The sequence below is a fragment of the Pseudocolwellia antarctica genome (assembly GCF_049933045.1).
Taxonomy (GTDB): Bacteria; Pseudomonadota; Gammaproteobacteria; order Enterobacterales; family Alteromonadaceae; genus Pseudocolwellia.
In genome coordinates, this window is record NZ_CP187926.1 from 2,155,132 (window position 1) to 2,181,157 (window position 26,026).

General features: G+C 34.7%; 22 protein-coding genes and 1 pseudogene. 12 read left to right on the forward strand and 11 right to left on the reverse strand.

All coding sequences use genetic code 11. From position 1 onward, the window contains the following. Window positions 1-53 precede the first annotated feature (53 nt). On the forward strand, window positions 54-581 hold the full coding sequence (fldA, locus tag ACPUVN_RS09325) for a flavodoxin FldA (RefSeq protein ID WP_426356890.1): 528 nt from the start codon (window positions 54-56) through the stop codon (window positions 579-581). 68 nt (window positions 582-649) lie between these two features. On the opposite strand, the gene ACPUVN_RS09330 is transcribed toward fldA, so the two are convergent. Further along, the gene (locus ACPUVN_RS09330; protein WP_426356889.1) at window positions 650-1,129 is read right to left on the reverse strand and encodes a DUF4442 domain-containing protein; all 480 of its coding nucleotides are present in this window, start codon (window positions 1,127-1,129) and stop codon (window positions 650-652) included. A 172-nt stretch (window positions 1,130-1,301) separates the two neighbouring features. Here ACPUVN_RS09330 and fur point away from each other — a divergent pair, with 172 nt between their 5' ends. Beyond that, a complete protein-coding gene (gene fur / locus ACPUVN_RS09335; RefSeq protein WP_426356888.1) occupies window positions 1,302-1,745 on the forward strand; it encodes a ferric iron uptake transcriptional regulator in 444 nt (147 codons plus the stop codon). Between the two features lie 106 nt (window positions 1,746-1,851). On the opposite strand, the gene glnS is transcribed toward fur, so the two are convergent. Then, window positions 1,852-3,528: a glutamine--tRNA ligase gene (gene glnS / locus ACPUVN_RS09340; protein WP_426356887.1), complete on the reverse strand. Its 1,677-nt coding sequence runs from the start codon at window positions 3,526-3,528 to the stop codon at window positions 1,852-1,854. Between the two features lie 423 nt (window positions 3,529-3,951). Here glnS and lepB point away from each other — a divergent pair, with 423 nt between their 5' ends. Further along, complete coding sequence (gene lepB, locus ACPUVN_RS09345) at window positions 3,952-4,626, forward strand: signal peptidase I (RefSeq protein ID WP_426356886.1); 675 nt, start codon at window positions 3,952-3,954, stop codon at window positions 4,624-4,626. Between the two features lie 119 nt (window positions 4,627-4,745). On the opposite strand, the gene ACPUVN_RS09350 is transcribed toward lepB, so the two are convergent. From ACPUVN_RS09350 to ACPUVN_RS09360, 3 genes are all read right to left on the reverse strand, one after another. Continuing rightward, window positions 4,746-5,114: a Rieske (2Fe-2S) protein gene (locus ACPUVN_RS09350; RefSeq protein WP_426370510.1), complete on the reverse strand. Its 369-nt coding sequence runs from the start codon at window positions 5,112-5,114 to the stop codon at window positions 4,746-4,748. 75 nt (window positions 5,115-5,189) lie between these two features. Continuing rightward, window positions 5,190-5,633, reverse strand: coding sequence for an IS200/IS605 family transposase (gene tnpA / locus ACPUVN_RS09355; RefSeq protein ID WP_426357338.1), 444 nt, complete (start codon window positions 5,631-5,633; stop codon window positions 5,190-5,192). A gap of 322 nt (window positions 5,634-5,955) precedes the next feature. Beyond that, window positions 5,956-6,129, reverse strand: a complete 174-nt coding sequence (locus tag ACPUVN_RS09360) for a hypothetical protein (protein ID WP_426356884.1) — start codon at window positions 6,127-6,129, stop codon at window positions 5,956-5,958. Between the two features lie 562 nt (window positions 6,130-6,691). On the opposite strand from ACPUVN_RS09360, the gene ACPUVN_RS09365 reads away from it, so the two are divergent. The 6 genes from ACPUVN_RS09365 (at window position 6,692) to ACPUVN_RS09390 (ending at window position 12,740) form a co-directional block, all read left to right on the forward strand. Continuing rightward, on the forward strand, window positions 6,692-7,144 hold the full coding sequence (locus ACPUVN_RS09365) for a hypothetical protein (protein ID WP_426356883.1): 453 nt from the start codon (window positions 6,692-6,694) through the stop codon (window positions 7,142-7,144). 338 nt (window positions 7,145-7,482) lie between these two features. Then, on the forward strand, window positions 7,483-7,791 hold the full coding sequence (locus tag ACPUVN_RS09370; RefSeq protein WP_426356882.1) for a hypothetical protein: 309 nt from the start codon (window positions 7,483-7,485) through the stop codon (window positions 7,789-7,791). Between the two features lie 394 nt (window positions 7,792-8,185). Beyond that, complete coding sequence (locus ACPUVN_RS09375) at window positions 8,186-9,940, forward strand: CHASE domain-containing sensor histidine kinase (protein WP_426370511.1); 1,755 nt, start codon at window positions 8,186-8,188, stop codon at window positions 9,938-9,940. Window positions 9,941-9,977: 37 nt separating this feature from the next. Beyond that, complete coding sequence (locus ACPUVN_RS09380; protein WP_426370512.1) at window positions 9,978-10,400, forward strand: response regulator; 423 nt, start codon at window positions 9,978-9,980, stop codon at window positions 10,398-10,400. Window positions 10,401-10,498: 98 nt separating this feature from the next. Then, entirely contained in the window at window positions 10,499-12,190 is a 1,692-nt protein-coding gene (locus ACPUVN_RS09385; RefSeq protein WP_426356879.1) for a putative bifunctional diguanylate cyclase/phosphodiesterase, read from the forward strand. 148 nt (window positions 12,191-12,338) lie between these two features. Next, window positions 12,339-12,740 carry a VF530 family DNA-binding protein gene (locus ACPUVN_RS09390; RefSeq protein WP_426356878.1) on the forward strand — a complete coding sequence of 134 codons (402 nt, stop codon included), beginning with the start codon at window positions 12,339-12,341 and terminating at the stop codon, window positions 12,738-12,740. Window positions 12,741-13,243: 503 nt separating this feature from the next. On the opposite strand, the gene ACPUVN_RS09395 is transcribed toward ACPUVN_RS09390, so the two are convergent. The 3 genes and pseudogenes from ACPUVN_RS09395 to ACPUVN_RS09405 form a co-directional block, all read right to left on the reverse strand. After that, complete coding sequence (locus tag ACPUVN_RS09395; RefSeq protein WP_426356877.1) at window positions 13,244-16,375, reverse strand: efflux RND transporter permease subunit; 3,132 nt, start codon at window positions 16,373-16,375, stop codon at window positions 13,244-13,246. Next, entirely contained in the window at window positions 16,372-17,655 is a 1,284-nt protein-coding gene (locus tag ACPUVN_RS09400) for an efflux RND transporter periplasmic adaptor subunit (protein WP_426356876.1), read from the reverse strand. Before ACPUVN_RS09400 ends, ACPUVN_RS09395 begins: the two co-directional genes overlap by 4 nt. 2 nt (window positions 17,656-17,657) lie before the next feature. Continuing rightward, a pseudogene (locus ACPUVN_RS09405) lies at window positions 17,658-19,053 on the reverse strand (TolC family protein). Between the two features lie 619 nt (window positions 19,054-19,672). On the opposite strand from ACPUVN_RS09405, the gene ACPUVN_RS09410 reads away from it, so the two are divergent. Further along, a complete protein-coding gene (locus tag ACPUVN_RS09410; RefSeq protein ID WP_426370513.1) occupies window positions 19,673-20,230 on the forward strand; it encodes a DUF5610 domain-containing protein in 558 nt (185 codons plus the stop codon). Between the two features lie 165 nt (window positions 20,231-20,395). On the opposite strand, the gene eat is transcribed toward ACPUVN_RS09410, so the two are convergent. The 3 genes from eat to ACPUVN_RS09425 are packed head-to-tail and all read right to left on the reverse strand — an operon-like array spanning window position 20,396 to window position 24,051. Then, a complete protein-coding gene (gene eat, locus ACPUVN_RS09415) occupies window positions 20,396-21,790 on the reverse strand; it encodes an ethanolamine permease (RefSeq protein ID WP_426370514.1) in 1,395 nt (464 codons plus the stop codon). 18 nt (window positions 21,791-21,808) lie between these two features. Then, window positions 21,809-22,654: an ethanolamine ammonia-lyase subunit EutC gene (gene eutC, locus ACPUVN_RS09420; protein WP_426356872.1), complete on the reverse strand. Its 846-nt coding sequence runs from the start codon at window positions 22,652-22,654 to the stop codon at window positions 21,809-21,811. Next, window positions 22,651-24,051 (reverse strand): ethanolamine ammonia-lyase subunit EutB, encoded by a 1,401-nt coding sequence (locus ACPUVN_RS09425; RefSeq protein WP_426356871.1) that lies wholly within the window; start codon window positions 24,049-24,051, stop codon window positions 22,651-22,653. Before ACPUVN_RS09425 ends, eutC begins: the two co-directional genes overlap by 4 nt. Window positions 24,052-24,221: 170 nt before the next feature. Between ACPUVN_RS09425 and ACPUVN_RS09430 the strand changes: the two genes are divergently transcribed. Both ACPUVN_RS09430 and ACPUVN_RS09435 read left to right on the forward strand, forming a co-directional pair. After that, complete coding sequence (locus ACPUVN_RS09430) at window positions 24,222-25,262, forward strand: helix-turn-helix domain-containing protein (protein WP_426356870.1); 1,041 nt, start codon at window positions 24,222-24,224, stop codon at window positions 25,260-25,262. Window positions 25,263-25,368: 106 nt separating this feature from the next. Beyond that, entirely contained in the window at window positions 25,369-25,959 is a 591-nt protein-coding gene (locus ACPUVN_RS09435) for a zf-TFIIB domain-containing protein (RefSeq protein WP_426356869.1), read from the forward strand. The last annotated feature ends 67 nt before the right edge of the window (window positions 25,960-26,026 follow it).

The window sequence follows — 26,026 nt, forward strand, 5'->3', positions numbered from 1 at the left end:
TTGTTCTAAGCTCTTATTAGAGTATTAGAGTATCGATAAAAGGTTATAAGTACATGGCAATTGTAGGTTTATTTTTCGGAAGTGATACAGGTAATACGGAAGCTGTTAGCAAAATGATCCAGAAAAAACTGGGTAAAAAGCTAATTGAAGTTAAAGATATTGCAAAAAGTACGAAAGAAGAAATAGCAGAATTTGATTTACTTATTCTAGGTATACCAACTTGGTACTATGGTGAAAACCAATGTGATTGGGATGACTTCTTACCTGAGTTGGAAGAAATTGATTTTACTGACAAGCTAGTTGCCATTTTTGGTTTAGGCGATCAAGAAGATTACTCTGAGTATTTTTGTGATGCTATGGGTCCTCTACGTGATATCGTTGAATCTAAAGGTGCAATCTTAGTAGGAAATTGGTCAACTGAAGGCTACGAATTCGAAGCATCTAAAGGCTTAGTTGATGATAATACCTTTATTGGTTTATGTGTTGATGAAGACAGACAACCAGAGTTAACTGATGAGCGTGTAACGGCATGGGTTAACCAGATTAATGATGAGATGTGCTTAGCTGAATTTGCTGAGTAATCACTTCAGGCAATTTTAAAAGCATAAAACAAAGGCTTAATGTGTAATACATTGAGCCTTTTTAGTTTTTAAACGCCTGCTCTAACTCGCTTACCTTTTTTACGCACATAAAGTGTTTTATTTACTTTTGCGATCACATTATTATTTTCGTCTTTAATATCAATAGTAAAGTTAGGTAAGTATTTTTCACCGTTTTGAGCCTTAGCTTTAATGTTTTCAATAATTTCATCTGTAAGAATAAAGTCAGCGTAGATCTTTCCCTTACCTGGTTTAATAAAGTCGATATCTGAATACTTATCCCATACATAATGATCTTGTCTTAAATGATGCATTAACATCAGCATATAAAAAGGATCTGTCATCGCAAATATAGAACCGCCAAAATGAGTACCCACTGCATTTTTATTCCACGCACTTAACGAAAGTCTTACCCGCGCTTGTTTATAGTCTGGTGATAAAGATATTAATTTAATTCGAGAAAAAAATAATGGCGGCCACATATTAAGTATAAGCTTCATCAACCAAGATTTTCTAAAGATCCATTCCATTGTTATACCCAACCTTATTTAGGAAACACCACATCGTACCAGTTAACATTATGGCAATAAAACTGAATAAAAACCAAATTAAATAAACTAAAATCAAACAAACCCTTTCAACCTAATCAATAAACACCTATAATTTTCTATTAATTATTAATAAGTAAAAAAACAGAACTATATGCCTGATCAAAATGAAGAACTAAAACGCGCTGGTTTAAAAATAACCCTTCCGAGAGTAAAAATTCTTTCTATATTACAAGATCCAGATAACCAACATATAAGTGCTGAAGATGTTTATAAAATTCTTTTAGAGCAAAATGAAGAGATTGGTTTAGCGACTGTATATCGTGTACTTAACCAATTTGATGATGCAGGCATTGTATCTCGTCATCATTTTGAAGGTGGAAAGTCTGTATTTGAACTTTCTCAGAAAAAACACCACGATCACTTAGTATGTTTAAAATGCGGTAAAGTGGTTGAGTTTGAAGATGATGTAATTGAACAAAGACAATTGAATATTGCAAAAACTCATAATATTAAACTAACTAACCATAGTTTATATTTATACGGTGAATGTAATGATGTTGATGCTTGTGAAGCATACCGTAAAAGTAATTCCTAAAACTTAAAGCTTTTATTTATTACCTAAAAGTAAAGAGTAAACATTAAATACTATTCATAAAAAAACCGACATAACGTCGGTTTTTTTGTGGCTGTTTAATAATTAACTAAACATCCATTTTAGCCCAAGTATCTCTTAAGCCTACTGTTCGGTTAAATACCAGCTTATCACTTTCACTTGTTTCAATTGAATTATCTAAACAAAAGTAACCTTGACGTTCAAACTGAAAAGCTTGCTCAGGTTTAGCATTAACTAAGTAAGGTTCTACCTTAGCTTTAGTATTCACAATAAGTGAGTCAGGATTAATAACTGAGTTAAAGTCTTCTGCAGCTCCTGGGTTTGCTACCGTAAATAAACGATCATAAAGTCTAATTTCAGCATCAATACTTTGCTCAGCAGAAACCCAATGGATAACACCTTTAGGTTTAGTGCCATCAGTAGGGTTTTTACCTAATGTTTCAGGATCATATGTACAGTAAACCGTTGTAACATTACCTTCAGCATCTTTATCACAACGCACAGCAGTAACAACATAAGCACCACGTAAACGTACCGCTTTGTCTAATACTAAACGTTTATATTTTTTATTAGCTTCTTCTCTAAAGTCTTCTGCTTCAATGTATAGTTCTTTACTAAAAGGAACAATACGAGTGCCCTGTGTATCATCACTCGGATGATTTTTAACAGTTAACTCTTCAACCTTAGCTTCATCGTAATTCTCAATCACTAATTTAATAGGGTCAAGTACAGCCATAGCACGTGGAGCATTATCGTTTAAGTCTTCGCGAATACAGGCTTCTAGTACACCCATTTCAACCGTGTTATCCATTTTGGTAACACCAATACGCTTAGTAAATTCTCTAATAGCACCTGCGGTATAACCACGGCGTCTAAAACCAGCAATCGTTGGCATACGAGGATCATCCCAACCCGTTACTAGTTTTTCATCAACTAACGTATGTAACTTACGTTTACTTAATACGGTATATTCTATGTTTAAACGTGAGAATTCATATTGATGAGGAGTAATATCAATAGAAACATTATCTAAAACCCAGTCATACAGTCTACGATTATCTTGAAACTCTAACGTACATAATGAATGTGTAACACCTTCAATCGCATCAGATAAACAATGGGTAAAATCGTACATTGGATAAATGCACCATGTGTTACCTGTTTGATGATGATCAGCAAATTTAACACGATAAATAATAGGATCACGTAAACACATGAAACTAGAAGTCATATCAATTTTAGCTCTTAAAGAACATTCGCCTTCTTTAAAACCGCCCTCTTTCATTTTTTGAAATAGTGCTAAATTTTCTTCTGGTGTTGTATCTCTATATGGGCTGTTTTTACCTGGTGCTTTTAATGTACCTCGGTATTCACGTGTTTCTTCACCATTTAAAAAACAAACATAAGCTAAACCTTTTTCAATTAACTCAACGGCGAAGCCATGTAAGCGATCGAAATAGTCTGATGAATAACGTATATCGCCAGACCAATCAAAGCCTAACCATTTAACATCGGCTTGAATTGAGTTAACAAAATCAATGTCTTCTTTTTCAGGGTTAGTATCATCAAAACGTAAATTACACTGGCCTTTATAATCTTGAGCAATACCAAAATTCAAACAAATAGACTTCGCATGACCTATGTGTAAATAACCATTAGGCTCTGGAGGGAAACGAGTTTGCACTGCATTATGTTTGCCGCTTTCTAGATCTGCATCAATGATTTGGCGAATAAAATTTGTTGGACGGTTTTCTGCTTCCGACATCCAAGGAACCTCTAATAAAATAGTGATGAAACAATAATTATTCATATTATATCAACAGTTATAGCTATCTAATACCATTGTGCATAATTATTTACCCTTATAATTGCAATTAACTTACATTAGCGATATCGACTAAAGCGAATAAGAGTAATTTCAGCGATTAGGAGTATTGATGTTATTGAAAGTACTAACCGTTAACTCTAAATGAGTAGTGCCCTATTCCCTAAAAATTCCGACTTCAAATACGCAAGCGAAACCTTAAACTTACATATAATGCATAACTGAGAAATCAACTGAAAAATCATGCGTTAATTCAACTCTTCCCCCCTCACATTTATTTACACTTGCACACAAGTATTCAATAACTAATTTAGCGGGGATAAGACAAACTGCAATAGATAATTAACAACGAAAGTGAAGACTATGAAAGTATCCACTAAAGAAAAAATCAGACGATTCATCAAAAATTATGCAGGTGTACTTTCCTTTTTCATCTTGATGGTGTTTTTTCGAAGCGCTGTAGCTGACTGGTATACTGTGCCAACAGGCTCTATGCAACCGACCATAGAAATTGGCGACAGAATTGTTGTTAATAAAATGGCTTATGATTTAAAAATACCACTCACCAATATATCACTTAAAAAAATGGGCGAGCCAAGTCGAGGTGATATTATTGTTTTTGAATCTGAGGCTGCAGAAAATAGATTGATAAAAAGAGTGGTTGGCTTACCTGGTGATAATATTTCTATGCATAATGAAATATTAACGATTAATGGCGAACGACTAAGTTATGAATCTATATCATCTGCAAACACAAAAAACCAAGCCATTGAAAACCTATCAGGCTTAAAACATATTGTTAAATACGATCAAACAAAAAGCACGCGTTTAGCTTCATTTAATAATGTAACTGTTCCTGCAGATCATTACTTAGTATTAGGAGATAACCGCCGTAATAGTGCTGATTCAAGAGTCTATGGTTTTGTACCAAGAAGTGAAGTAAAAGGTAAAGCAGGATCTGTCGCTTTTTCGTTAGACTACGACAATTACTATCTACCTAAACCTGACCGCTTTTTAGAAGATTTATACACGTTATAGCCTTTAACAAACAGAACCTAAAGTAAGTAACCACGTCATAATTAGAATATGTGTTACTTACTTATTCACTTATATATTTACCTGTGTACGGATTTAATCATTAAATAAGTGCGCTCTACCTACGAATTTTTAGCAATAATATATTGTTCATCATGTTTAACCACAGCATATGCTTGATTGAATTTGCTATAAATACAAATGGGTCTTCTATGTAATGAGCAATAAACGTTTCCATCAGGTTTCAATACATCTCTACTAATATCTGCACCTTGATGAGGACATGAAGCAGAAATAGCACGATAGTCATACTCCCCATTCGATAATGTTAGTTGATAAATAACAATCTTCTGTTGTGCAGTCGTTAAAGGGAGAACAGCCATTCCAACTAAAACATCATCCCGACTTGTAGCTTGCACGTCCAGTATATCGATGTTCTCATCTACATTACCGCCAGCAGGAAAAAACTGCTTTAACTCTTCTTGGTTCATACCACCCTCCCTATAATTAAGCACAATAGTTTATATTAAGAGTGCATAAAATTCTCGGCCGCAAGCGACCGAGTTTCAAAACAAGTTCAGTTGATCGCTATTAATTTCTTTACCATCTAATTCGATTAACTGTTCTTGAACATATTTCCTGATAACTTCTTCTGTTGCGTTACCAATCGTTTCAACAAAAAAGCTTTGTGTCCATAATTTACCGCCCCAGAAATACTGCTTTTTAATTTCAGGATAAATTCTAAAAAACTCACGAGCAGTTATACTTTTAATTATTTGCATAACATCGCTTGGCGACTGTTTAGGGATCCCTCTAATAACCATATGAATATGGTCACTCGGAATTTCTAACTCTACGATATCAATATCGTAGTCATATCCTACTTTTTGAATAATTGCTTTCATTGTTGAACGATAAGGTTCAATGAAGACTTTGTGTCGATACTTTGGTATCCACACAAAGTGGTACATTAATCTAAAGACATGATGTGTATTTCTTTGAAGTTCCATATGAAGAATAGCATTTACTGGGGTCCCCCCAGTATACACTATCCAGCACGGGGGCAAGCCCCCGAGATTTACGCTTCGCTAGTTAAAACGTTAGGGTTAGTTGAGCTTTTACATGAATCATTGTCAGTTGAAAAAGCACTTAAAACATAGCTCTATCTAACATAACTACACAAAGCATACGTATAATAAAACCAGCCCTATGAGTAACGGATAAAAAGCATTTTATAAAGATAATTCAAATTGATTAGGTACTAAGGTTTTGACTACGGTTCTCCATTACCTATAAGAATATTAATCTAGTTGAATCAGAATTAATGTGAAGCTAGTTATAAGACTTGTAGTCTTCAAACTGCTCCGATTCTTTATTTAAGCGTTGCTGTTTTTTCATTATTTTGGTGTCTCGGCGTTTATCACGCTTTTTACTATTAGCTTTTATTTCAAATTCAGTAAATTCTTCGCTATCGTAAGTTATGTGATCAAAAGATGAAGTTTGCATATCAATTCCTAATTAAAAGTTTTCTTTAAATTTAATAGGTTAATATGATTTTTATGACAGATAAATGAAACTTAATAGATTTATAATAAAAAATTAAAATAAATTTTAGACAAAAAAAACACGACCGAAGTCGTATTTTTATTTAATGTAAGCCTATCCTTGCTAATACTTCTTCCTGAAGAATTATTTCCCTAGCATCCTAGCAACATCCATATACTGCAAGTCTTCCCGACTTATCCTTAAACCTTCCATGGATAAAAGCTCCTGCTTTTTCTTAAATCCTTTGTCGTCCTGACAGGGATAATATTAAAGCGTTTTGATATTTTACCTACTAGGTCAAAATAAAAAATTTTATCCTACGCATCTAAAAATAAAATATTTACATTAAAAAACAACAACTTAACAAGTAAACACAGACTAAATACGTTATTTTTACATCGTTGACCTACGAGCTTATGGACAATGTCTTACAAAAAAACAAGGAAAAATGGAGTTTTTTTTAAATGTGACAAAATATAAGGTACAATAAATTTCTAACCAAACAACTTTATGGCGACAAGGAATGCGCAAATTATTACCTATATTAATATTTAGTTTTATCTACTCTGCGTCTGCAGCAGATATATATACTTGTGAAATTGATGGAACAACAACATTTAGTCAAATTCCATGTGGTGATAGCGATCAAAAAGTTGAAGTAGGTGAACCACAATCATTTCAGTCTAATGAGCAACGTTCTAATAATAATTCAGATACTCCCCAAAACAGCACACAAAGTTTTATTGATACTAATAAAAGAAATAGAATCATCAAAAAATTAGAAACGTTAGTTAAACAAAGAGATGAAAAGTTAAATGAGTTAGAAGCTAAGTTTTTGGCTGTAAGTCATAATAGAGCCGGGTATCTTCATCAAAATGAAATTTCTAAAGAAGTAGTTTCAACTAATAATAAGTACAAAAAACTAATCGATGCTCAAGAACGTAAACTAGAAGCGTTACAAAACTCACGTAATTAGAATATCCTCTACGTGATATTGAGGCTGTTTAACTTAAACATTAATTTTACAGCCACTTGTTTTGTGCTTAAACAAGTCAAACTATATGACCCGTAATTACAGATAACTATTTTAACCTGCAATGACCTAGTATAAACCTCATAATAAATACGACTCGCTTTAGTTTCAGCAAGAATTAGCTTATAAACTCTATTACCCTATCTAATAAAATACGTTCGCATACTCTCTTTAACACTTTTAAAATTAAAAATCATTGTCACAATATTGTCATATTAATGTGTTAGGTAAAAACAAACCCCCTTGTTAGTATTATCTGTATTAAAGAAGAGGAGAATAAAATGTTTAAACGTATGTTAACAATGACTGCCATTTTAAGTTTCAGCCAAGTCGTAGCCGCAGAACAGTCTGAAATTTTTAAATGTATAGACTCAACATCTCTCAAGATACAAGCAGAATGTGTAGCAAATACTTTAGAAAACAATAACGTTAATGATGAATTTTATAGTCAATTAGAGGCTAAAACATATACTTCAAATAGCGATGCTTTTGCTTCAATAACTTATTACCCAAAGCTTAATCTTATTGAAGTTAAATCAATAGAATCAAAACCAACAGGAAAAAATTCAACATTAATTGCTAGCCGATAACTTCTATTACCTTTGTAGCCCTTTGCAGCATTAAAACATTCATGTTTAGAAGGTGTTTAATCAACGTTGTTCGTTCTCGTTCAGTGTATTAAACATCTTTAATATCCTTAAATAGACTTACGCTAAGTTTCCACTAAAGCTAATAACAATAGGCTCTGTAATCATAAATAGGCTACCTCTCTCATATATTTTCAAACGTTAATATAAAGACCTTTCCTACCTTAAAAACAACTCTACCTAACTTCAATGATGTACTATTATTTATACTAAAAATAGCTAAGCGTTTGAGTTATGCGTAGAAAACATGAATAAATACGAAAAAAAAGATAATTTATCGGTTAAATAACAATTAGCCGCTATAGTTAATAATATAAATTACATGGATATAAAATTAATGGTTGATACGCATAATAGCGATGAAGAAAGACAAAAATTACTAAAAGCGGGTCAAATGCACTTAGTTCATTGGCTTATTGTAGTAATGTCAATCGTAATAACATTAGCCGCATGGTACTTCTCTAAATCGCAACTGAACCAAAAACTTGAAGCTAAATTTGAACGAAATACTGAGCAGGTCGTTGATTTAGTAAAAGAGAGAATGAAACTTTATGAAAATGCCCTTTGGAGTGGCGTTGCTTATATTGATTCAGTTGAAACAGAGATAACTAGTCCACTATGGGCGTCGTATGCCAACAGTTTAAAAATAGATCTCACTTATCCAGGCATCAATGGCATAGGTATTATTTATAATGTTCAGTTAGATGAACTTAGCAGCTATATAAATAAACAACGTCAATATAGGCCAAAATATAAAATACATCCTAATCACACCGAATCTGAATATTGGCCAATCACTTATATAGAACCCGTAGCGACAAATAAAATGGCTGTTGGTCTTGATATGGCATTTGAGATAAACAGATACTCCTCTATTAAGAAATCACGAGATACAGGTGAGGCTCGATTAACAGGTCCAATAACCTTAGTTCAAGACGCTAAAAAAACACCTGGATTCCTATTTTATACACCCTTTTATAAAGATGGCAGTAAACCTGAAACCATAGATGAACGCCAAGAGTTAATTGAAGGTGTTGTTTATGCTCCTTTTATTATGAAAAATTTAATGCAAGGTACCTTGGCTGAAAAGAACCGACAAGTAAGCATAAAGATAAGTGATTCAGGCGACATACTTTACGATGATCATAACAATGAAAGCATACTCGATTTTGACAATGCCCCCTTATTTACAAAACAGATTGATGTCGGCTTAAATGGTCGAATATGGGCTTTTTCTATTCAATCAAATTTAGGCTTTCGAAACGAATCTATAGCAAATCAATCCTCGTATATATTAGTCGGCGGCTTATTTATCGACTGTATGCTACTAGGGCTTTTTCTCTTCTTATCTCGCGCTAACAGACTTGCCCTAGACTATGCAGATAGGATCAATTCGAAGCTAGAAAGTAGAACCAAACATTTAGAGAAATCCAATAAAGATCTAGAACAATTTTCCTATGTAGCCTCTCATGATCTTAAGTCACCTTTAAACGCAATAAAACAGCTTGTTGGATGGGTCAGAGAAGATTGTATAAGCATTATTCCTGAAGAATCAAAGAATCATTTAGACCTTTTAACACAACGAAGTGATCGAATGATGAAACTGCTCAACGATCTACTTGATTACTCTCGTATTACTCGAGATGAATTCAAAAGTGTTTCTGTAAACCTTAAAGAAATGACGCAAGATTTAGATAAATTACTCGATAAGCCATCAGGATTTAATATCATTGCTCCTGATATCGATATTATCGTTCCAGAGGTTCCATTTGAAATAGTAATAAGGAATTTACTATCAAATTCAATAAAACATCACGATAAAGAATTTGGAACTATAATAGTCTCATACGAAGAAGGAAATGACTTTCATATTATAACCGTAGAAGACGATGGTCCTGGCATACCTGAAGCATTCCATGAAAAAGCAATGGAAATGTTCCAAACCTTACAACCTAGAGATAAAGTTGAAGGTAGTGGGATGGGATTATCCATGATCAAGAAGATAGTCAATCATTACCAAGGAAGTGTGATGATACATTCCGATGGTAAACGAGGAACAAGAATATTGATTTTTTGGAAAAAGAATCAATAAATTTTAATCAATTTCATAGGTGAAAAAGGTGTAAATTATGTCTGAAGTTTCGGACGATGTAACATTATTATTAATAGAAGATGATGATATAGATGCAATGATGATCCAACGCAGTTTCCTAAAGCAGCGCATATCTAATAAGATTATTAGAGCCTATGATGGAATTGAAGCTTTAGAGTTTTTAAGAAGTGATAAAGCTCCGCGTCCGTTAATTATTTTACTTGATTTACAGATGCCACGAATGGGTGGGATAGAGTTTTTGAAAGAGCTACGTGCTGATGAGGATTTATCTGAAATTGTTGTTTTTGTCTTAACTACATCACAATCTGAAGAAGATATGTTATCGAGTTATCGTCAACATATAGCGGGTTACTTTGTTAAAGGAAAATCTGGCGAACAATTTTTAGATATTATTAATATTCTAGACAGTTACTGGAAAGTCGTACGTTTACCTAAATAAATATTTACATATCATTAGATTATTTACCTATAACATAATGATATTATTATGATAAAATCAACTAAATAACCTTATTTTCTGGAGTCCCGTTGCAACAAATGAATGTATTAATCGTTGATGACGATCTTGTTGATAGAGAGCTAATTAAAAGAACTCTAAAGCGCAGTAATATTACTTGTAATATTACTGAAGTTGAATCAATAGATGACGCACTTATTCAGTTAAACAATGCGACTTTTGATACTATTTTGTTGGATTATAATCTCCCACAAAGAAACGGTATAGAATTATTATTGGAGCTAAAAGACGCTCCAAAAAGACACAGTGTTGCTGTGATCATGATGAGTACTTCCAAAGAAGACGAGTTAGCCCTTAGTTGTATTAATGCTGGAGCTCAAGACTTCTTAGTTAAAAATGAAATCAACGTTTTTAGGCTACAAAGAGCCATCATTAATGCGCAAGCACGATCAGATCTTGAAAAAGAGTTATATCAAAGCTACCAATACACAAAAAAACTTTCAGAACACGACAGCTTAACAGGCTTATCTAATCGATACTTTTTTGATGAAGCGCTCATAAGAGATATTAAAAGTCATCAAAGAGACAACACAATTCTCGCACTATTATTAATCGATTTAGATCATTTCAAATTTGTAAATGACAACTTTGGCCATGATGTAGGCGACCAATTACTTATTGAGGTTGTTAAAAGGATAAGCAATTGTTTACGTGGTAATGAAGTATTTGCAAGGTTAGGTGGTGACGAGTTTGCCATAACCTTAAAACATTTATCCTCAATAAATGGCGCCAGTATTGTAGCCCAACGCATTATCAACTCATTAAATGAACCTATCATAATAGACAACCATTCCATCAGATCAGGCGCCAGTATCGGTATAGCAATTTGTCCGTGGGATAGTACAGATACAAAAGAGTTATTCAAATTTGCAGATATTGCAATGTACAAAGCTAAAAACAAAGGTCGTAGTCAATTTTCATTTTTTGAAGAAGAGATGCAAAAAGAGTTTCTAGCTCATTTCACCATTGAAGACCAATTAAAAACAGCCATTAACAACAACGACTTTTATTTACACTATCAGCCAGTAATAGATTCTAAAACTGAAGAAGTAACAGGCGTTGAAGCATTAATTCGTTGGCAACTAGAAGGTGAAATGATCGGTCCTGACACCTTCATTCCTATCGCTGAGAAGTCACGTTTAATCATTGAAATTGGTAAGTGGGTTCTGCAAGAAGCCATAAAACAATTGAGTTATTGGAACAAAAATCGCCCTGTGCCTATCACTATGGCAATTAACCTATCTTCACGACAATTAACAGATGAATACCTTCTAGATTTTATGAGTAGTTGTTTGAACAGATATGGAGTTCCAGCTCATTTAATTGAAGTAGAATTAACCGAAACAGCATTAATCGTTGAGCCAGAGAAAACAGCTAAAGTTATACAAGGAATAAGTGATTTAGGTTGTATTATTTCATTAGATGATTTTGGTACAGGTTTTTCTTCATTATCTCATTTACATAGCTTCCCAATCGATATTGTTAAAATAGATAAATCATTAATGCCGAATGCTTCATCAAAAGAAAAGCTAAAACAGTTATTAACGGGCTTAGTTGTAATGATCCAATCTTTAGAGCTAGAAATTGTTGCAGAAGGTGTTGAAACGGAATCTGATTTAGCGCTTTGTAAAAAATTAAATGTAGATAAAATGCAGGGTTATTATTTCGATAAAGCACTTACAGCAGAAGCTTTCAAAGATAAGTACTTATAATACCAAATTGATTACTAACTTGGTTAATTTGCTATAAATTACCATTGTGCGTAATTATCTGCACAAAAGGTATCTAAACCTTGGTAGGAAATTTATAATGCTCGTCATTTTAAACTACTGATCTACCCAATTGAGCAAAAGGCCAAACATGACTACAGAAAACCTATATCACAACAACCCTTTACACGGTCTTAAACTCGAAACCCTATTAAACGAATTAGTCGATCAATATGGTTTTGAATTACTCGATGCATATTTGAACATTAATTGTTTTAGAAAAAACCCCAGCATTCCTTCAAGTATTAAGTTTTTAAAGAAAACTGATTGGGCACGTGAAAAAGTAGAAGCTTTTTATTTATATCAATTTAAAGGTTTACCAAAAGCTGACGATACGCAATTCTTACTGCCACCGCGTGAGCGTATAGTGCCTGCTGATCAAAAGACTAAAGCCCCTGCAAATTTAAGTTTTGAAGATGCTGAGAAATTACGCGCTAAGAAAGCTATAAAAACACGAGAAAGAGCGGCAGGTAAAGGTAATCCATGGGGCTAAAGCTTACGTTTATTCACTACAAACTGAGTATTTATCTAGCCATACCTCATTTGATACTAAACGTTAGGTAAACTAGTTTTTATTAATAGTCTATACTGCTAAACATTTACAAAATAGTTATTCATAAAAGTGAATTTCACTTAACTCCACTTCATAAATACCATCCTAGTACTTAAACTGTAACGTGCTGTTTATAAAACAACACGTTAAAGTCAATCTTCTGAATAAATATAAATAACCTGATCTCGGCTTAACAAATGTTTCTCTAGCATCTATTTCTGCGTTAAATTTACTTGCAATAACTCCCTATTGACGCGAAATTTGCCTTGAAGTAAGAAAAACTATCAAGCTAGAGAGTCAATTAATAAATTATTACTTATTTTTCAATTTGTTAAATATCTCTTAAACTGAGTTCAGGTTAAATAACAACCTAAATCATTAACTATTTAGTTTTAATTGCACTTATTAAAACTTTAATAAATGCAATTGCTTAAATTTACTATTTATAAGGTTTTTACAGGCTCATCATTTAAAGTTAAGCCTTCTTTATTACCAGTAAAAAATGCTTTGATATGTTCCACAATTAAGTAATTTACCGGTACTAAAATTAATGTAATAAAAGTAGCGAATAAAATACCAAAGCCTAAAGAAACCGCCATAGGAATTAAGTATTGTGCTTGAGTCGACTCATCAAACAATAAAGGTATTAAACCAATAAAGGTTGTTAAACTAGTTAATATTACCGGTCTAAATCGCGCAGCACCTGCCGTTAATACAGCCTCCATCGTAGCAATACCTTCTAGGCGTTTCTTATTAATAAAGTCGACCAATACCAATGAATCATTTACAACAACACCAATCAACGCCAGCATACCTAAGACGCTTGTTATTGATAAATCCATGCCAACAATCCAATGTCCTATAACTGCACCTATCATGCCAAAAGGAATAATGCTCATCACTATAATAGGTTGAACATAAGACTTAAATGGAATGGCTAATAACGCATAAATAATAAAGAATACAAACAACAAGCCAATAAATAACGAATCAAACGACTCACTTTGTTCTTTTGCTTCACCTTCTAAGGTGTAATTAATACCAGGATATTGCAGCAACAATTCATCTAAGTATTGAGATAAATCAGCTTGTAATATCGTCATATTAGTATTTTCTTTTTCGATATCTGCAGTAATATTAACGGTACGATATAAGTTAATTCTAGTTATAGTAGAAGGACTGGTACTAGGTATTAACTTAGCAACATGCGAAAGCGGTACCGTTCCACCACTGGGTGTAGAAATAAGAATACTTTCTAAATCAGCCATAGTTCGTCGTTCTTCTAATGGCAAACGCACCATGACTTTTACATCATCTCTACCACGCTGAATGCGCTGAGATTGTGAACCGAAAAATGAACGTCTAACCTCACTTGCAACAGAATTTCGAGTTAAACCTAAAGCTTTACCTTGCTCCGTTAATTCAATGCCTATTTCTTGTTTACCATTTGATAAACTATCGGCAATATCAAACACAGTAGGGTAAGTAGCTAAACGTCCTTTAACCTTCTCAGCAACTGCATTTAATGTCTCTAATGAAGTGCCAGATAGCTGCACGTCAATAGGATCTGATACTCGTCCTCTTTCCGCTCTAAAAGTTACACTTTCGGCACCTGGTATTGCACCAATCATATTACGCCATTCGTTTGCTAAGTCGCTTGCACCAATCAATAACTCACGAGATTCAGGTGGCGTAATTTCGAAACGAACACTACCTACATTTGATGTACCACCACGCCCACCTGTTGACGCTAAAATATTAAGCACTACACTTTCTTCAGTTGAAGGTTCTATATACTTGGCTTGAAGTTCTTCAGCTTTTTCTGCCATTTTCATGATATGTTGATTAGTTAATTCAAAAGGTGTTCCTGCAGGTAAAACTAGAGTCGCTGTAATCGTTTCACTTGGTATTTTTGGGAAAAAGATAAACTTTGTCCAACCGCTAACAATTAGCGTAAGAATAAGTAAGAAAACTGCAGTAAAACCAAGAACAGTTGTGGCTTTGTTTTTAATAGCTACTCTTAATATAGGCTGGTAATATCGAAGAATAATCGCTTCAAAACCATCTGCAAAGCGTTGTTGAAATTCTCCAAACCTTGACCTTTTAGTTTTCTCAGAACGTAGTTTTAAACGCTTAAGATGAGAAGGCAAAACAAACTTAGATTCGATTAATGAAAATAATAAGACCGGAATAACAATAACAGGTATTTGGGTAAACAATGCACTACGATCACCCTGTATAAAATATAAAGGTATAAAAGCGGCAACCGTCGTTAAAATACCAAAAGTAACAGGAACAGAAACTTCTTGTGTTCCTTTAATGGCAGCTTCTTCACCTGATTCTGCAGTTTTCAAATGAGAATAAATATTCTCCCCTGTCACGATGGCGTCATCCACCACAATCCCAAGCACAAGAATAAAGGCAAAAATACTCACTACATTTAAAGTTACACCGAAAAATGGCATCATGATAAAGGCACCCATAAATGAAATAGGTATCCCAATAAATACCCAAAACGCAATGGATGGTCTTAAAAACAAGGATAATAATGCCAGTACTAAAATACTGCCTTGAAATGCACTTGAAGCAAGTGTTGATATACGGTTTTTAACAATTTGAGAATCATCATCCCAATAACTTAAGGCAAAACCCTCAGGTAAAAGTTCTTGTTGTTCATCGATATAATTTTTAACCGCATCAGCGACTTCAATAGCACTTTGTTGCCCAATTCTATATACATCAATAAATACCGCTTGTTGACCATTAAAACGTGCTCTAACAGGTGTTTCTTCAAAAGCATCGGTTACTGTTGCAATGTCACCTAAAAGAATTATTGAACCATCTGGATTACTTTTTACTACAATTTCATCAAAAGCATCTTTACGATATGCCTGCCCTTGTGAACGTAATAAAATATCTCCGCCTTGCGTTCTTAAGTTACCAGCAGACACATCTATACTTGAATTAGCAACAGCAGATGATATTCCATCAATAGTTAAATCGTACTGTCGTAAAGTATCTTGAGAGATTTCTATAGCTATTTCATAATCACGAACACCTGACAATTCAAGTTGGGTGATGGTAGGGATTTTTAATAGATCATCTCTAACTTTCTCTCCATATTCACGGGTTTCTTTTTCCCCATAAATACTAGTTACTGTAACGGCAATAACATCTCTTGTACGTGTAGCTAAAGCAACAATAGGTTTTTCAGCTTCTGCAGGAAAAGTATTAATCGCATCAACACGGCTTTTAATATCAGAAAGTATTTCACGAGGTTCATAACCGCTGTCGACTTCAATAGTAACTGAAGCACTACCTTCAGAAGAACTACTACGGATTTCTTTAATACCTTCTAAATCCTGTATTGCTTCTTCAATACGGATTGAGATGCCTTGCTCTACATCTTCAGGTGTTGCAGCAAGTAAAGTTACACTAACACTGATCGTTTCAGCTTCAGTAGTAGGAAATATTTCTAATGGGATACGGAAACTTAAATTGTAAAGCCCAGTAAACAATATAGTGAGCAGCAGTAAATTTGCTGCTACATGATTTTTGGCAAACCAAGCTATCATGAGTTGTTCGCCTTATTATTTTTGCGATCGCCATGTTTTCCTTGACCTTCTTTCCTTTCGCCCTTCTTACCTTTACCATTTTTAGGGCCACTGCGAGGTGCAACTGGCTCACCAGCAATAAGTACACGAGTTCCAGAATTAATTTGTCCAAGAGCGGTTATCACCAAGTTATCACCTGCAGATAGTCCTGAACCAATAATAGATTCAATACCATTTTGCCAAGTGACTTCTATATATTTACGCTTCAACACCCCTTCTTCAACTATGTAAACATAGCTACCTTGGTAAATAACACTGCTTGGAACAACAATTGCTTCCTCAACTTTTTTACCCGTAATTGCTGCTGTAACATACTGACCTATTTTAATTTGAGCATTTTGGTTATTCGTTTCATAAGGTTTATCTATTTGTGCAACAACATAAAGCTGTTGAGAGTCAGCATCTATAGCACTTTCGGTACGTACAATATTACCTTGCCAAACTTGCTTACCAATTAAGTTAGACGAAATAACGACATTACCTAACGCTTTATCTTTATTCGCATCATTAATGTATTCTTCAGGTAACTTCATTAACGCTAAATCTTTGTTTTTTATTGGTAAGCGGATTTCAACATAATCAGCAGCGTAAATATCAGCTAACGCTGTTGTACTTGACACAACCTGTCCAATATCAACATTCTTTGTAAGAATTCGTCCTGCATAAGGAGCTATAATTTTTGTACGCTCTAAAGCTAAATTCGATTTCTCAAACTGTGCTTCTGCAGATAAAACCTGTGCTTGAGCTGCAGCAAGTTGTGGTTTACGTAACACTAAGTCTGAAGCTTCTTTGCCATTACCTAGGCGTTTCCAATCGGCTATTGCTTGCTCGCCTCGGGCTTTTTCTTCCGCAAAATTCTGTTGTGCTTCAATTAAATCTGCCTCAGCTGTTTTTGTTTCAGATTTAAAATCTCTGTCATCTAATTCAAGTAATACATCGCCTTTATTAAAGAAGCCACCATCACGAAACTGAGGGCTCACTTTAACAATTTGACCTGATACCTGAGAAAATAAAACACTTTGTGTTCTTGGGGCTACGGTACCAAAGCTTTCAACGCTTACTTGATAGCTGCGCGGTATAAGCTTTTTAACTTCAACTGTCATTTGCGCAGCATTGCTAGGAGCTTTACGTTTACTTTCTGGTGGATTTGTTTTAATCCAATAAACCAAAGCAGCGGTTATCACGACAATACAAAGTGGTACTACTAATTTTCTCATACGATATTTTTTATTGTTTGTCATGTTTATTCAGCCTTTGCTTCTGCAGACACAGCGGTAAAGTCACCACCCAGTGAAAGATGTAAATTAATGCGGTTTACAATTAATTGATTTTGTATGTTTATTAAATTAGCTTGTGCGTCATACGAACGATCTTGAGCTTCGAGTACTGTTGTATATGTAACTAAACCGCTTTGATATTGTTCAAATGAAAGTGTTGCTGCTAACATCGCATTTTCTTGCGCTGCGAGAGTTGATTGATAACGTTGTCGTAGACTTTTTTTCTACCGATAACGCATTTTCAACATCACTAAATGCACCATATAAATCATCTAAATAGGTTTGTTCGCTTTGTCTAAGCTCTGCACGCACTATTTCCTCGTTAGCTTCTAATCTACCCGCATTAAAAATAGGAGCAGAGATACTACCAATTAAAGACCAAGCAAGTGATGAACTACTGAGTAAATCCCCAATATCATCAGCCGAGTCACTTAATGATGCTGATAAACTCATGGCAGGAAAACGTTGCTTGTGGGCATAAGCTAAACCTGCATCTTTGGCGAGTAATTGATACCAGCTAGACTTTAAAAGAGGCTTTCTGCTAATCAGTTCAGAAGGTAAACCTAAAGGAATATTATCCTTGATGGTTGGAAGTTTCACATCAACATCTAAAGTTCCAGTTGGGTATTTACCTATTAAACGTTCTAATATTCGTACTTGTGTTATTTTTTCAACTTCTTGCGAAGCCACTAATGATAATGCGGTATTAAGTTCATTACGGATCAAATACACATCAAGAGCTTCGTTTAAACCTGATTGATATCCAGCTTCAATTATCATTAAGTTTTCACGTGAGTTTGCTGCTTGCTTTTGATATAAATCTAACAATTTGTTCGCTTCAATAACCAATAACCAACTTGTAGCAACATCTACAACTAATTGTTGTTTAGCTTGCTCAAATAAAGCTTTTTGTGCCAAATAGTTATATTGGTCTTCACGTTCAGCAGCTGATAACTTGCCCCAAATATCAACTTCATAACTCAGATCTAGCGATAATTCATTAGCAGTTGAATACGTTGTTGGAATAGTTAATTTATTACGACTACTTTGAACAGACAAATCAAGCTCTGGCCATAACTCACTCCCTGAAACAATAACGTTTTGTTTAGATATTTCTACTTGGTAAGCTTGAATTTTTAATTGATGATTAGCTTGTAATGCCTGTTCAACTAACGTTTGTAGTTGATCATTATTAAATTCAGCTAACCAATTATCTTCTACTTTTAAAGCAGAGGACGTTTGTTGCCAATTGGTAGGTGGAGTTACATCAACAGTTTTCTTATCAATCTCTGACAGGTTTCCACATGAAAATAAAAACACACTACTGAAGATTATAAAACCGTGCCGAAAAGAGCAGTTCATAAAACGATTAACCTTAAATGATGGCAAAACAAATACTTTATTGTTATGAATTCTACTTAACAATAAAATTTAGCTTATAAAGCATATAGATATATTAACTTTATAAATGAAAAATAATAGAGACCATTACATAAAATATACAAAAAAAATGTTACGTTTTATGTGTAAATGGATGTTTTGGGTATTAACGTAACGCACTTATATTAATGATGTTTTATTAACGAGTTCCTTGACTCAACTGCAAATAAATTCGTACAGGTGTAAAAATACATTTCAAACATCCCTATTTAACTGCCTATTTTTACAAATAAAAATCCAATCTAAAGCAGAGTATTCTTAAAGGATCTAAATACTTAAACGAATAAAATAGCGAAAAGGTTGCAGTGTTTTAAAATAAATCGTTTTTATAAAAACTTTTACCTAAAACAGTAGATAAAAATCATAAATATACCTTTTAAATTAATCAGATATTATTATTTACTCTCTATTTTATTTCCAACTTACTTTCTCCTTAAGCCCTTATAAAAGGTATTAACCCTCTGCTTAATTTAGCAAAGCTGTACACTGAGTAATAAAAGACTAAACTAGATTATAAAGCAAAATAATAAATGAGGTTCTCATGGCTATATCAAGTATTAGCAATCAAACAACACCTGTTGAGCAAACTAAACCATCATATAGTATTGCCGATATGAAAAAAGAAAGTGATAAAAGGATTGTTGAAGCGCAGCTAGAGGTTAGTTTAAAAGATGGCCCAAGTGTTATGTCTTTGCTATTTAGAACGGCCATTGAAGAAATTAATAAACACATGCCCACGGGCAGCAAAGAAAGCACTATAGAAAAAGCTTACGAAAACAATATAGATGTTTCACCACAAGCTACTGCTAAGCGTATTATTTCAGGCGCAACCGCTTTCTTTAATGCGTATAAAGAACAGAATAATGAACTAAGTGAAAGTGAAGCACTTACACAATTTATGGGGGTTATTCGCAGTGGAATAGATACAGGTTTTGGTGAAGCTCGTAATATATTAGATGGTTTGTCAGTACTTGAAGATGAACTGGCTAGCGAAATAGATGCAACTTATGACTTTGTACAAACAGGTTTAAACGAGTTTAGCGAAAAGCTTACCGCTAAAATAGAAGAAGAAAACACTGAACAATCAGATCAGATTTAGATTAATTTCACTCCAGATTAAATGTTAGGTTAGTTTCAAACTTATTATTACTAAACAAGAATACAAGCATTAATTTAATACATAAAAAATAGGCAAAAAAACCAGAAACCTATTCTATTCAGATAGATTTCTGGAAAAACTAATAATACTTAACTTGATGTTACTTTAATCTGTTGTGAGCTCATCTTCAGCTTGAGATAACAATGCAAATTCTTCCTCAGCAGTACTCGCCACCAAGTTTTTACGACCTATAAATACATAGTAAGCCATACCGATAACAAACAATATGAGTGTAAAGTAAAACGCTCTTACATCGTATGCGTATACGCCAGTTAACGCGATTAACGATAATACAAATGAAATGCCTGAAGTAAAAATACCACCTGGCGTTTTGTATGGACGATTCATTTCTGGTTGCTTAATGCGGAGCAAGATATGACTACCCGACATCATGGCATAAGATACGGTTGCCCCCACAACAGCCATAGATAACATTAAGTCACCTTCACCTGTTAATGAAAGTAAAAAACCTAAAACACCAGGAACGATAAGTGCGCGTACTGGTACTTTGCGTTGACTTGTTAATGATAGTTTTTGTGGTAAATAACCAGCACGAGATAAAGCAAAAACTAAACGACTATAACCATAAATAATAGAAAAGAATGAGGCGATCAAACCAGCTAAACCTAATACATTTACCATAGTCGCAATTTTAGGGTTACCTGTCATATTTAACGCATCAACCAAAGGCACCGCACTTGCACCAGTAGCTTGAGCGCCAGCAGCGCCAGCAACAAGTACAACAACCAATACAGCGGTAAACAATAAGAAAATCATCGCTGCAATAATACCTTTAGGAACATCTTTAGCTGGGTCTTTCGCTTCTTCAGCTGCTAATGGCACACCTTCTACAGCAAGGAATAGCCACATGGCAAAAGGTAATGCAGCCCAAACTCCATAATATCCCATAGGTAAAAACTCAGTACCATTGGCGAGTGGTGCAATATCAAATAAGTTATCTACATTGAAGTCTTGCAGCAACACGACACCAGTTGTGATAATTGCCAGCACAGCTAATGCACTGATCACCATCATAACTTTTAACGCTTCACCCACACCCAAAACATGAATACCAACAAAAATAATATAGAACGCGGCATACACCATGGGACCATCTATGCCTAATAGCTCGTTAACAGCAGATCCTATAAAGATAACAATCGCCGCAGGGGCAAGAGTGTATTCAATTAACACAGCTAACCCCGTGAGATAACCACCTGCAGGACCCATAGCTTGGCGAGCAAAACTATAACCACCACCAGCAGCAGGAATAGCCGCCGACATTTCAGCCAAAGATAACACCAGCGTTAAATACATAATGCCCATCAGGACAGCAGCAATAACAAAACCGCCCCACCCAGCTTGTGCTATACCAAAATTCCAACCAGCAAAGTCACCTGATATGACGTAAGACACACCTAAACCAGCAAGCAAAATCCAACCTGCGGCTCCTTTTTTCAACTGTCTTTGTGCAAGATATTCTTCATTATTAGTCGTCATAAAAATCCCTTTGCTTTTTTATTTTGTTAAACAGAATTGTTGTGTATCAGTTACTTCAAGTAGCGAGTCTTCAGATCGATCTTTAAGACTCACACCTGTGAGTTCTCTTCGGTGCGATTCATTCAATAAATAATGCCCTTTATGTACAGCCGCATGATATTTCAAACCTTCAGGTCGTATGTTTGAAATACAATTTCTTAGCGAATCTTCAATGCCACGTTTAGCATTCCATGTTAGGTACAAGCCCATGCTGTCAGGTGAACTTAAACCAGGACGTTCACCAATAAGTAATATCACTTGTTTTGCATTTAAGGCTTCACACACATCGTCACCTACAGCGACTCGCCCTTGATGAACCACACAAATAGGAGCGATATGCCAATCTTTGTGTTCATCTTCATGCAAACGAGCGATAAAAAGCTCGATAAAAGCTTTAGCGTGACTACTGATGGCATAAGAAGACAAGCCGTCAGCAACAACAAATACTAAATCGTAACGGCGATCAGGTGAGCGTTGAAGCTTAGAAATAGACACTTCATCTAATTGTCGTCCCAAGTCAGGACGTTGTAGATATTCCATACGGTCACGAGCTTTGCTGTGTAATATTTGTAAAGGTAAATAAGGAGCTAATAATGTAGAGCTTTCAAAGTGTTCTGATAGAAGATCTGTATCAAGAGGTACATGAACAGCATCAATGGCTTGTGCATGAGAAAGCTGAAAACGTAATAACTCTGCAGTAGGAATACTGGTTCCTACACGCCCTAAACCAATGCGTGCATCAGTAAATTGGCGTAGCTTTTCCCAAGGGTCTTTTTGAACAATATTTTGAATAAGATCTTGTTCAGTATTTTTTATCTCACTCATAGCGGCTCCTTAATCATTTTTAAGGGCTGAGCGAAACTATCAGGTAAGTTGTTAGTTAGTTGAGTTAAACCATCTTCAGGCGAAATCTGCATCTTTTTAAGCCACAAATCAAACTCAGGAGCTGGACGAAGACCTAACACTTGGCGAGCATATAACGCATCATGAAAAGAGGTAGTTTGATAGTTCAACATAATGTCATCTGAGCCAGGAATACCCATAATAAAAGAACATTCAGCCACACCTAATAAGGTCAGTAAATTATCCATATCATTTTGGTCAGCATAAGCGTGATTGGTGTAACAAATATCACAACCCATAGGCAAACCTAAAAGCTTGCCGCAGAAGTGATCTTCTAAACCTGCTCGTATAATTTGTTTACCATCAAACAAGTATTCAGGTCCAATAAATCCAACGACCGTATTAACTAACAAAGGATCAAACTTTCGAGCAACAGCATAAGCACGAGTTTCACAGGTTTGTTGATCTACGCCATGATGACCATTAGCTGAAAGCGCACTGCCTTGTCCCGTTTCAAAATACATAACGTTATTACCCACCGTACCGCGCTTTAACTCTAAAGCCGCTTTGTGAGCTTCATCTAACACATTCAAGTTAACGCCAAAACCTTGATTAGTTGCTTCAGTTCCACCAATAGATTGGAAAACTAAATCCACAGGAGCACCTAATTCAATCGCTTCAATCGTATTAGTGACATGCGTTAATACACAAGATTGAGTAGGAATTTCATAATGTTGAATAACATCATCCATCAACTTCATTAACTTAACGGCTTGAGAAACACTGTCGGTCGCAGGATTAATGCCTAATACTGCATCACCACTACCATACATCAAACCATCAAAAAGAGTTGCCGCAATGCCATTAACATCATCCGTTGGATGATTAGGTTGTAAACGCGTAGATAAATGTCCCGGTAAACCAATGGTATTTCTGAACTTGGTAATAATATTGCACTTTTTAGCGACTAAAATGAGATCTTGGTTACGCATAATCTTACTTACAGCAGCAACCATCTCAGGAGTTATGCCTGCTCGAATACGCTTAAAGTCGACTTCAGTTGTCGTTTCTTGCAATAACCAATTACGAAAGTCACCCACGGTTAAATGAGAGATCTCAGAAAATGCATTCGCGTCATGTTCATCTATAATTAAACGTGTTATTTCATCTATTTCATAAGGGATAACAGTTTCCTGCAGAAAAACCTTTAGCGGCAAATCAGCTAACAACATTTGGGCAACAACACGTTGCTCTGCAGAAAGAGCAGCAACACCAGCAAGTTGATCTCCTGATCTCATAGGAGAAGCTTTTGCCATCAAATCAGCAAGGTTATCAAATTGATAAACATGAGTTCCTAACTGATAGCGATAATTAGACATTTTAAATACCTTAAATAAATTAGGCGCAAACTTTGCAAACAATGAAATATATAGTAGCTTAGATTATTCCAACCAAATAACGCTATTGCGCAAGAACAAATAAAGAAGTTAAAACAGATAGTTACCATTTTATTGCATTAAATGGATGCACAAATAAGATAGGAGGAAGTATGAGTATTTTAAAACAGCACCAAATTAACTCGCCCTCTACACTGCAAAGGTGCAAGTCTTTTACTTTTGATGTAAATCAACAAGCAGAAAGCTTAGTACAATGGGAACAACGCTATAATCAACACAGTAGCGGTACGTTTAATGGTTATTTAGATGAACTGAAATTAGATGGCATTCATTTTTTTGAAGAGTTTACAAACCGCACCCTACTCCAACAATGCTCTATAAACGATGACAACCTATGGCTAGGTTTTTCACTGCAACAGCAACGACCAAAAATTAATAATCAAGAGATTCTTGCTGGGCAAATAATGACACGCCCTTCAGGTGTTGAATTTGAACTACTCACCCCAGACGATTTTTCTATTTATGGTTTAGTGATAAATAAAGAAAGCTTAAATAAAGAAATGATGGGACCAGATATTGAACTATGGCAAAACCAAAGTAACAATATGCAAGTGTCTGCACCTAATCATTATGTAACGTACGAATTAGCAAAGATAATAAACTTAGTACTGAATACAAATAATTCAACAATTGGTAACAGTGAAATTTTAGACAAGAACAACCTCTCACGATTAACTAAACTAAGTCCTTTAATCACCTCTAAAATTGCCGACTTATTATCAAGAACTGAATACGATTATGCCGATCCGAAAGTAGCACATTTAACCACGAATCTAACCATTCAAAAAGTTGTTGCTGACATCACCAACTATGTCAAAGAAACGAAAAGCTATCCGTTAACAATTTCTGAGTTATGTCAAATTACAGGTGTAGGCAGACGTACTTTACAATATTGTTTTGAACATGGATTTGGTATTTCACCTATTCAATATATTAGAGATTGCCGCCTTAACGAGATAAGACGTATTTTATTAAATGGCGAAGGCAAGGATATTATTATTGCTGATGTTGCTTTAGATTTTGGTTTTTATCATATCGCCACATTCAACTCACAATATAAGCATTTGTTTGGTGAAACCCCATCACAAACGATTAAGCGATCAGGCGGCTATCATAGTGTTCCTAAAAGTTGATGTTAATAGCAAAACATCAACCATATACTTATTAACTAACATACCCAATTAATGTAAGCTAAACATAACTTTATAAATACATTAACAATAATAAATAAGGATATTTATGGCTAACTCTCAATGTTCATCTTGCAATCATATTGTTAAAGCAACCATCCGTCATTGCCCAATGTGCAATGGCAGTATGAAATCAATTCAAAAATCTAAAACAAAATCCTGTCCACGATGCACTGTAAAATTAGATGAATATATTTATCGAAATCAGGAACTCGATAAATGTAATAGCTGCGAAGGCATATGGCTACAACCTGACGAATTCAATGTGCTTACCTCAGAGTTTGATGTGTATAGAGATGACAACAGCAACCCCTTGTACATGCGACCAGGCCTGCCAGCATCAGAAAACTACCTACCCTGCCCAAATTGTACAAAAATGATGTCGCGTCGTAATTTCAAATCTATATCAGGTGTATTGATAGATTCATGCATTAACTGTGGTATTTGGTTAGATAAAAGCGAATTAGCATTTATTAGAAGCTTTGTTGCCAGCGGTGGCTTAGACAAAGCACAAGACAATAAATTAGTTCGACACGAACTACAAATGGAAGCATTAGACGATCGTATTTCAGAGGTTGAATTAATGCAAAAAATGCTAAATAAATATAGCGCGAAAAGAATATTTTTTAATGGGTTTTAAGCATTTTATATACTACAAATAAAATACACAGCGGCTAACACTAACTTAAAATAATGCCCTTGTAGAG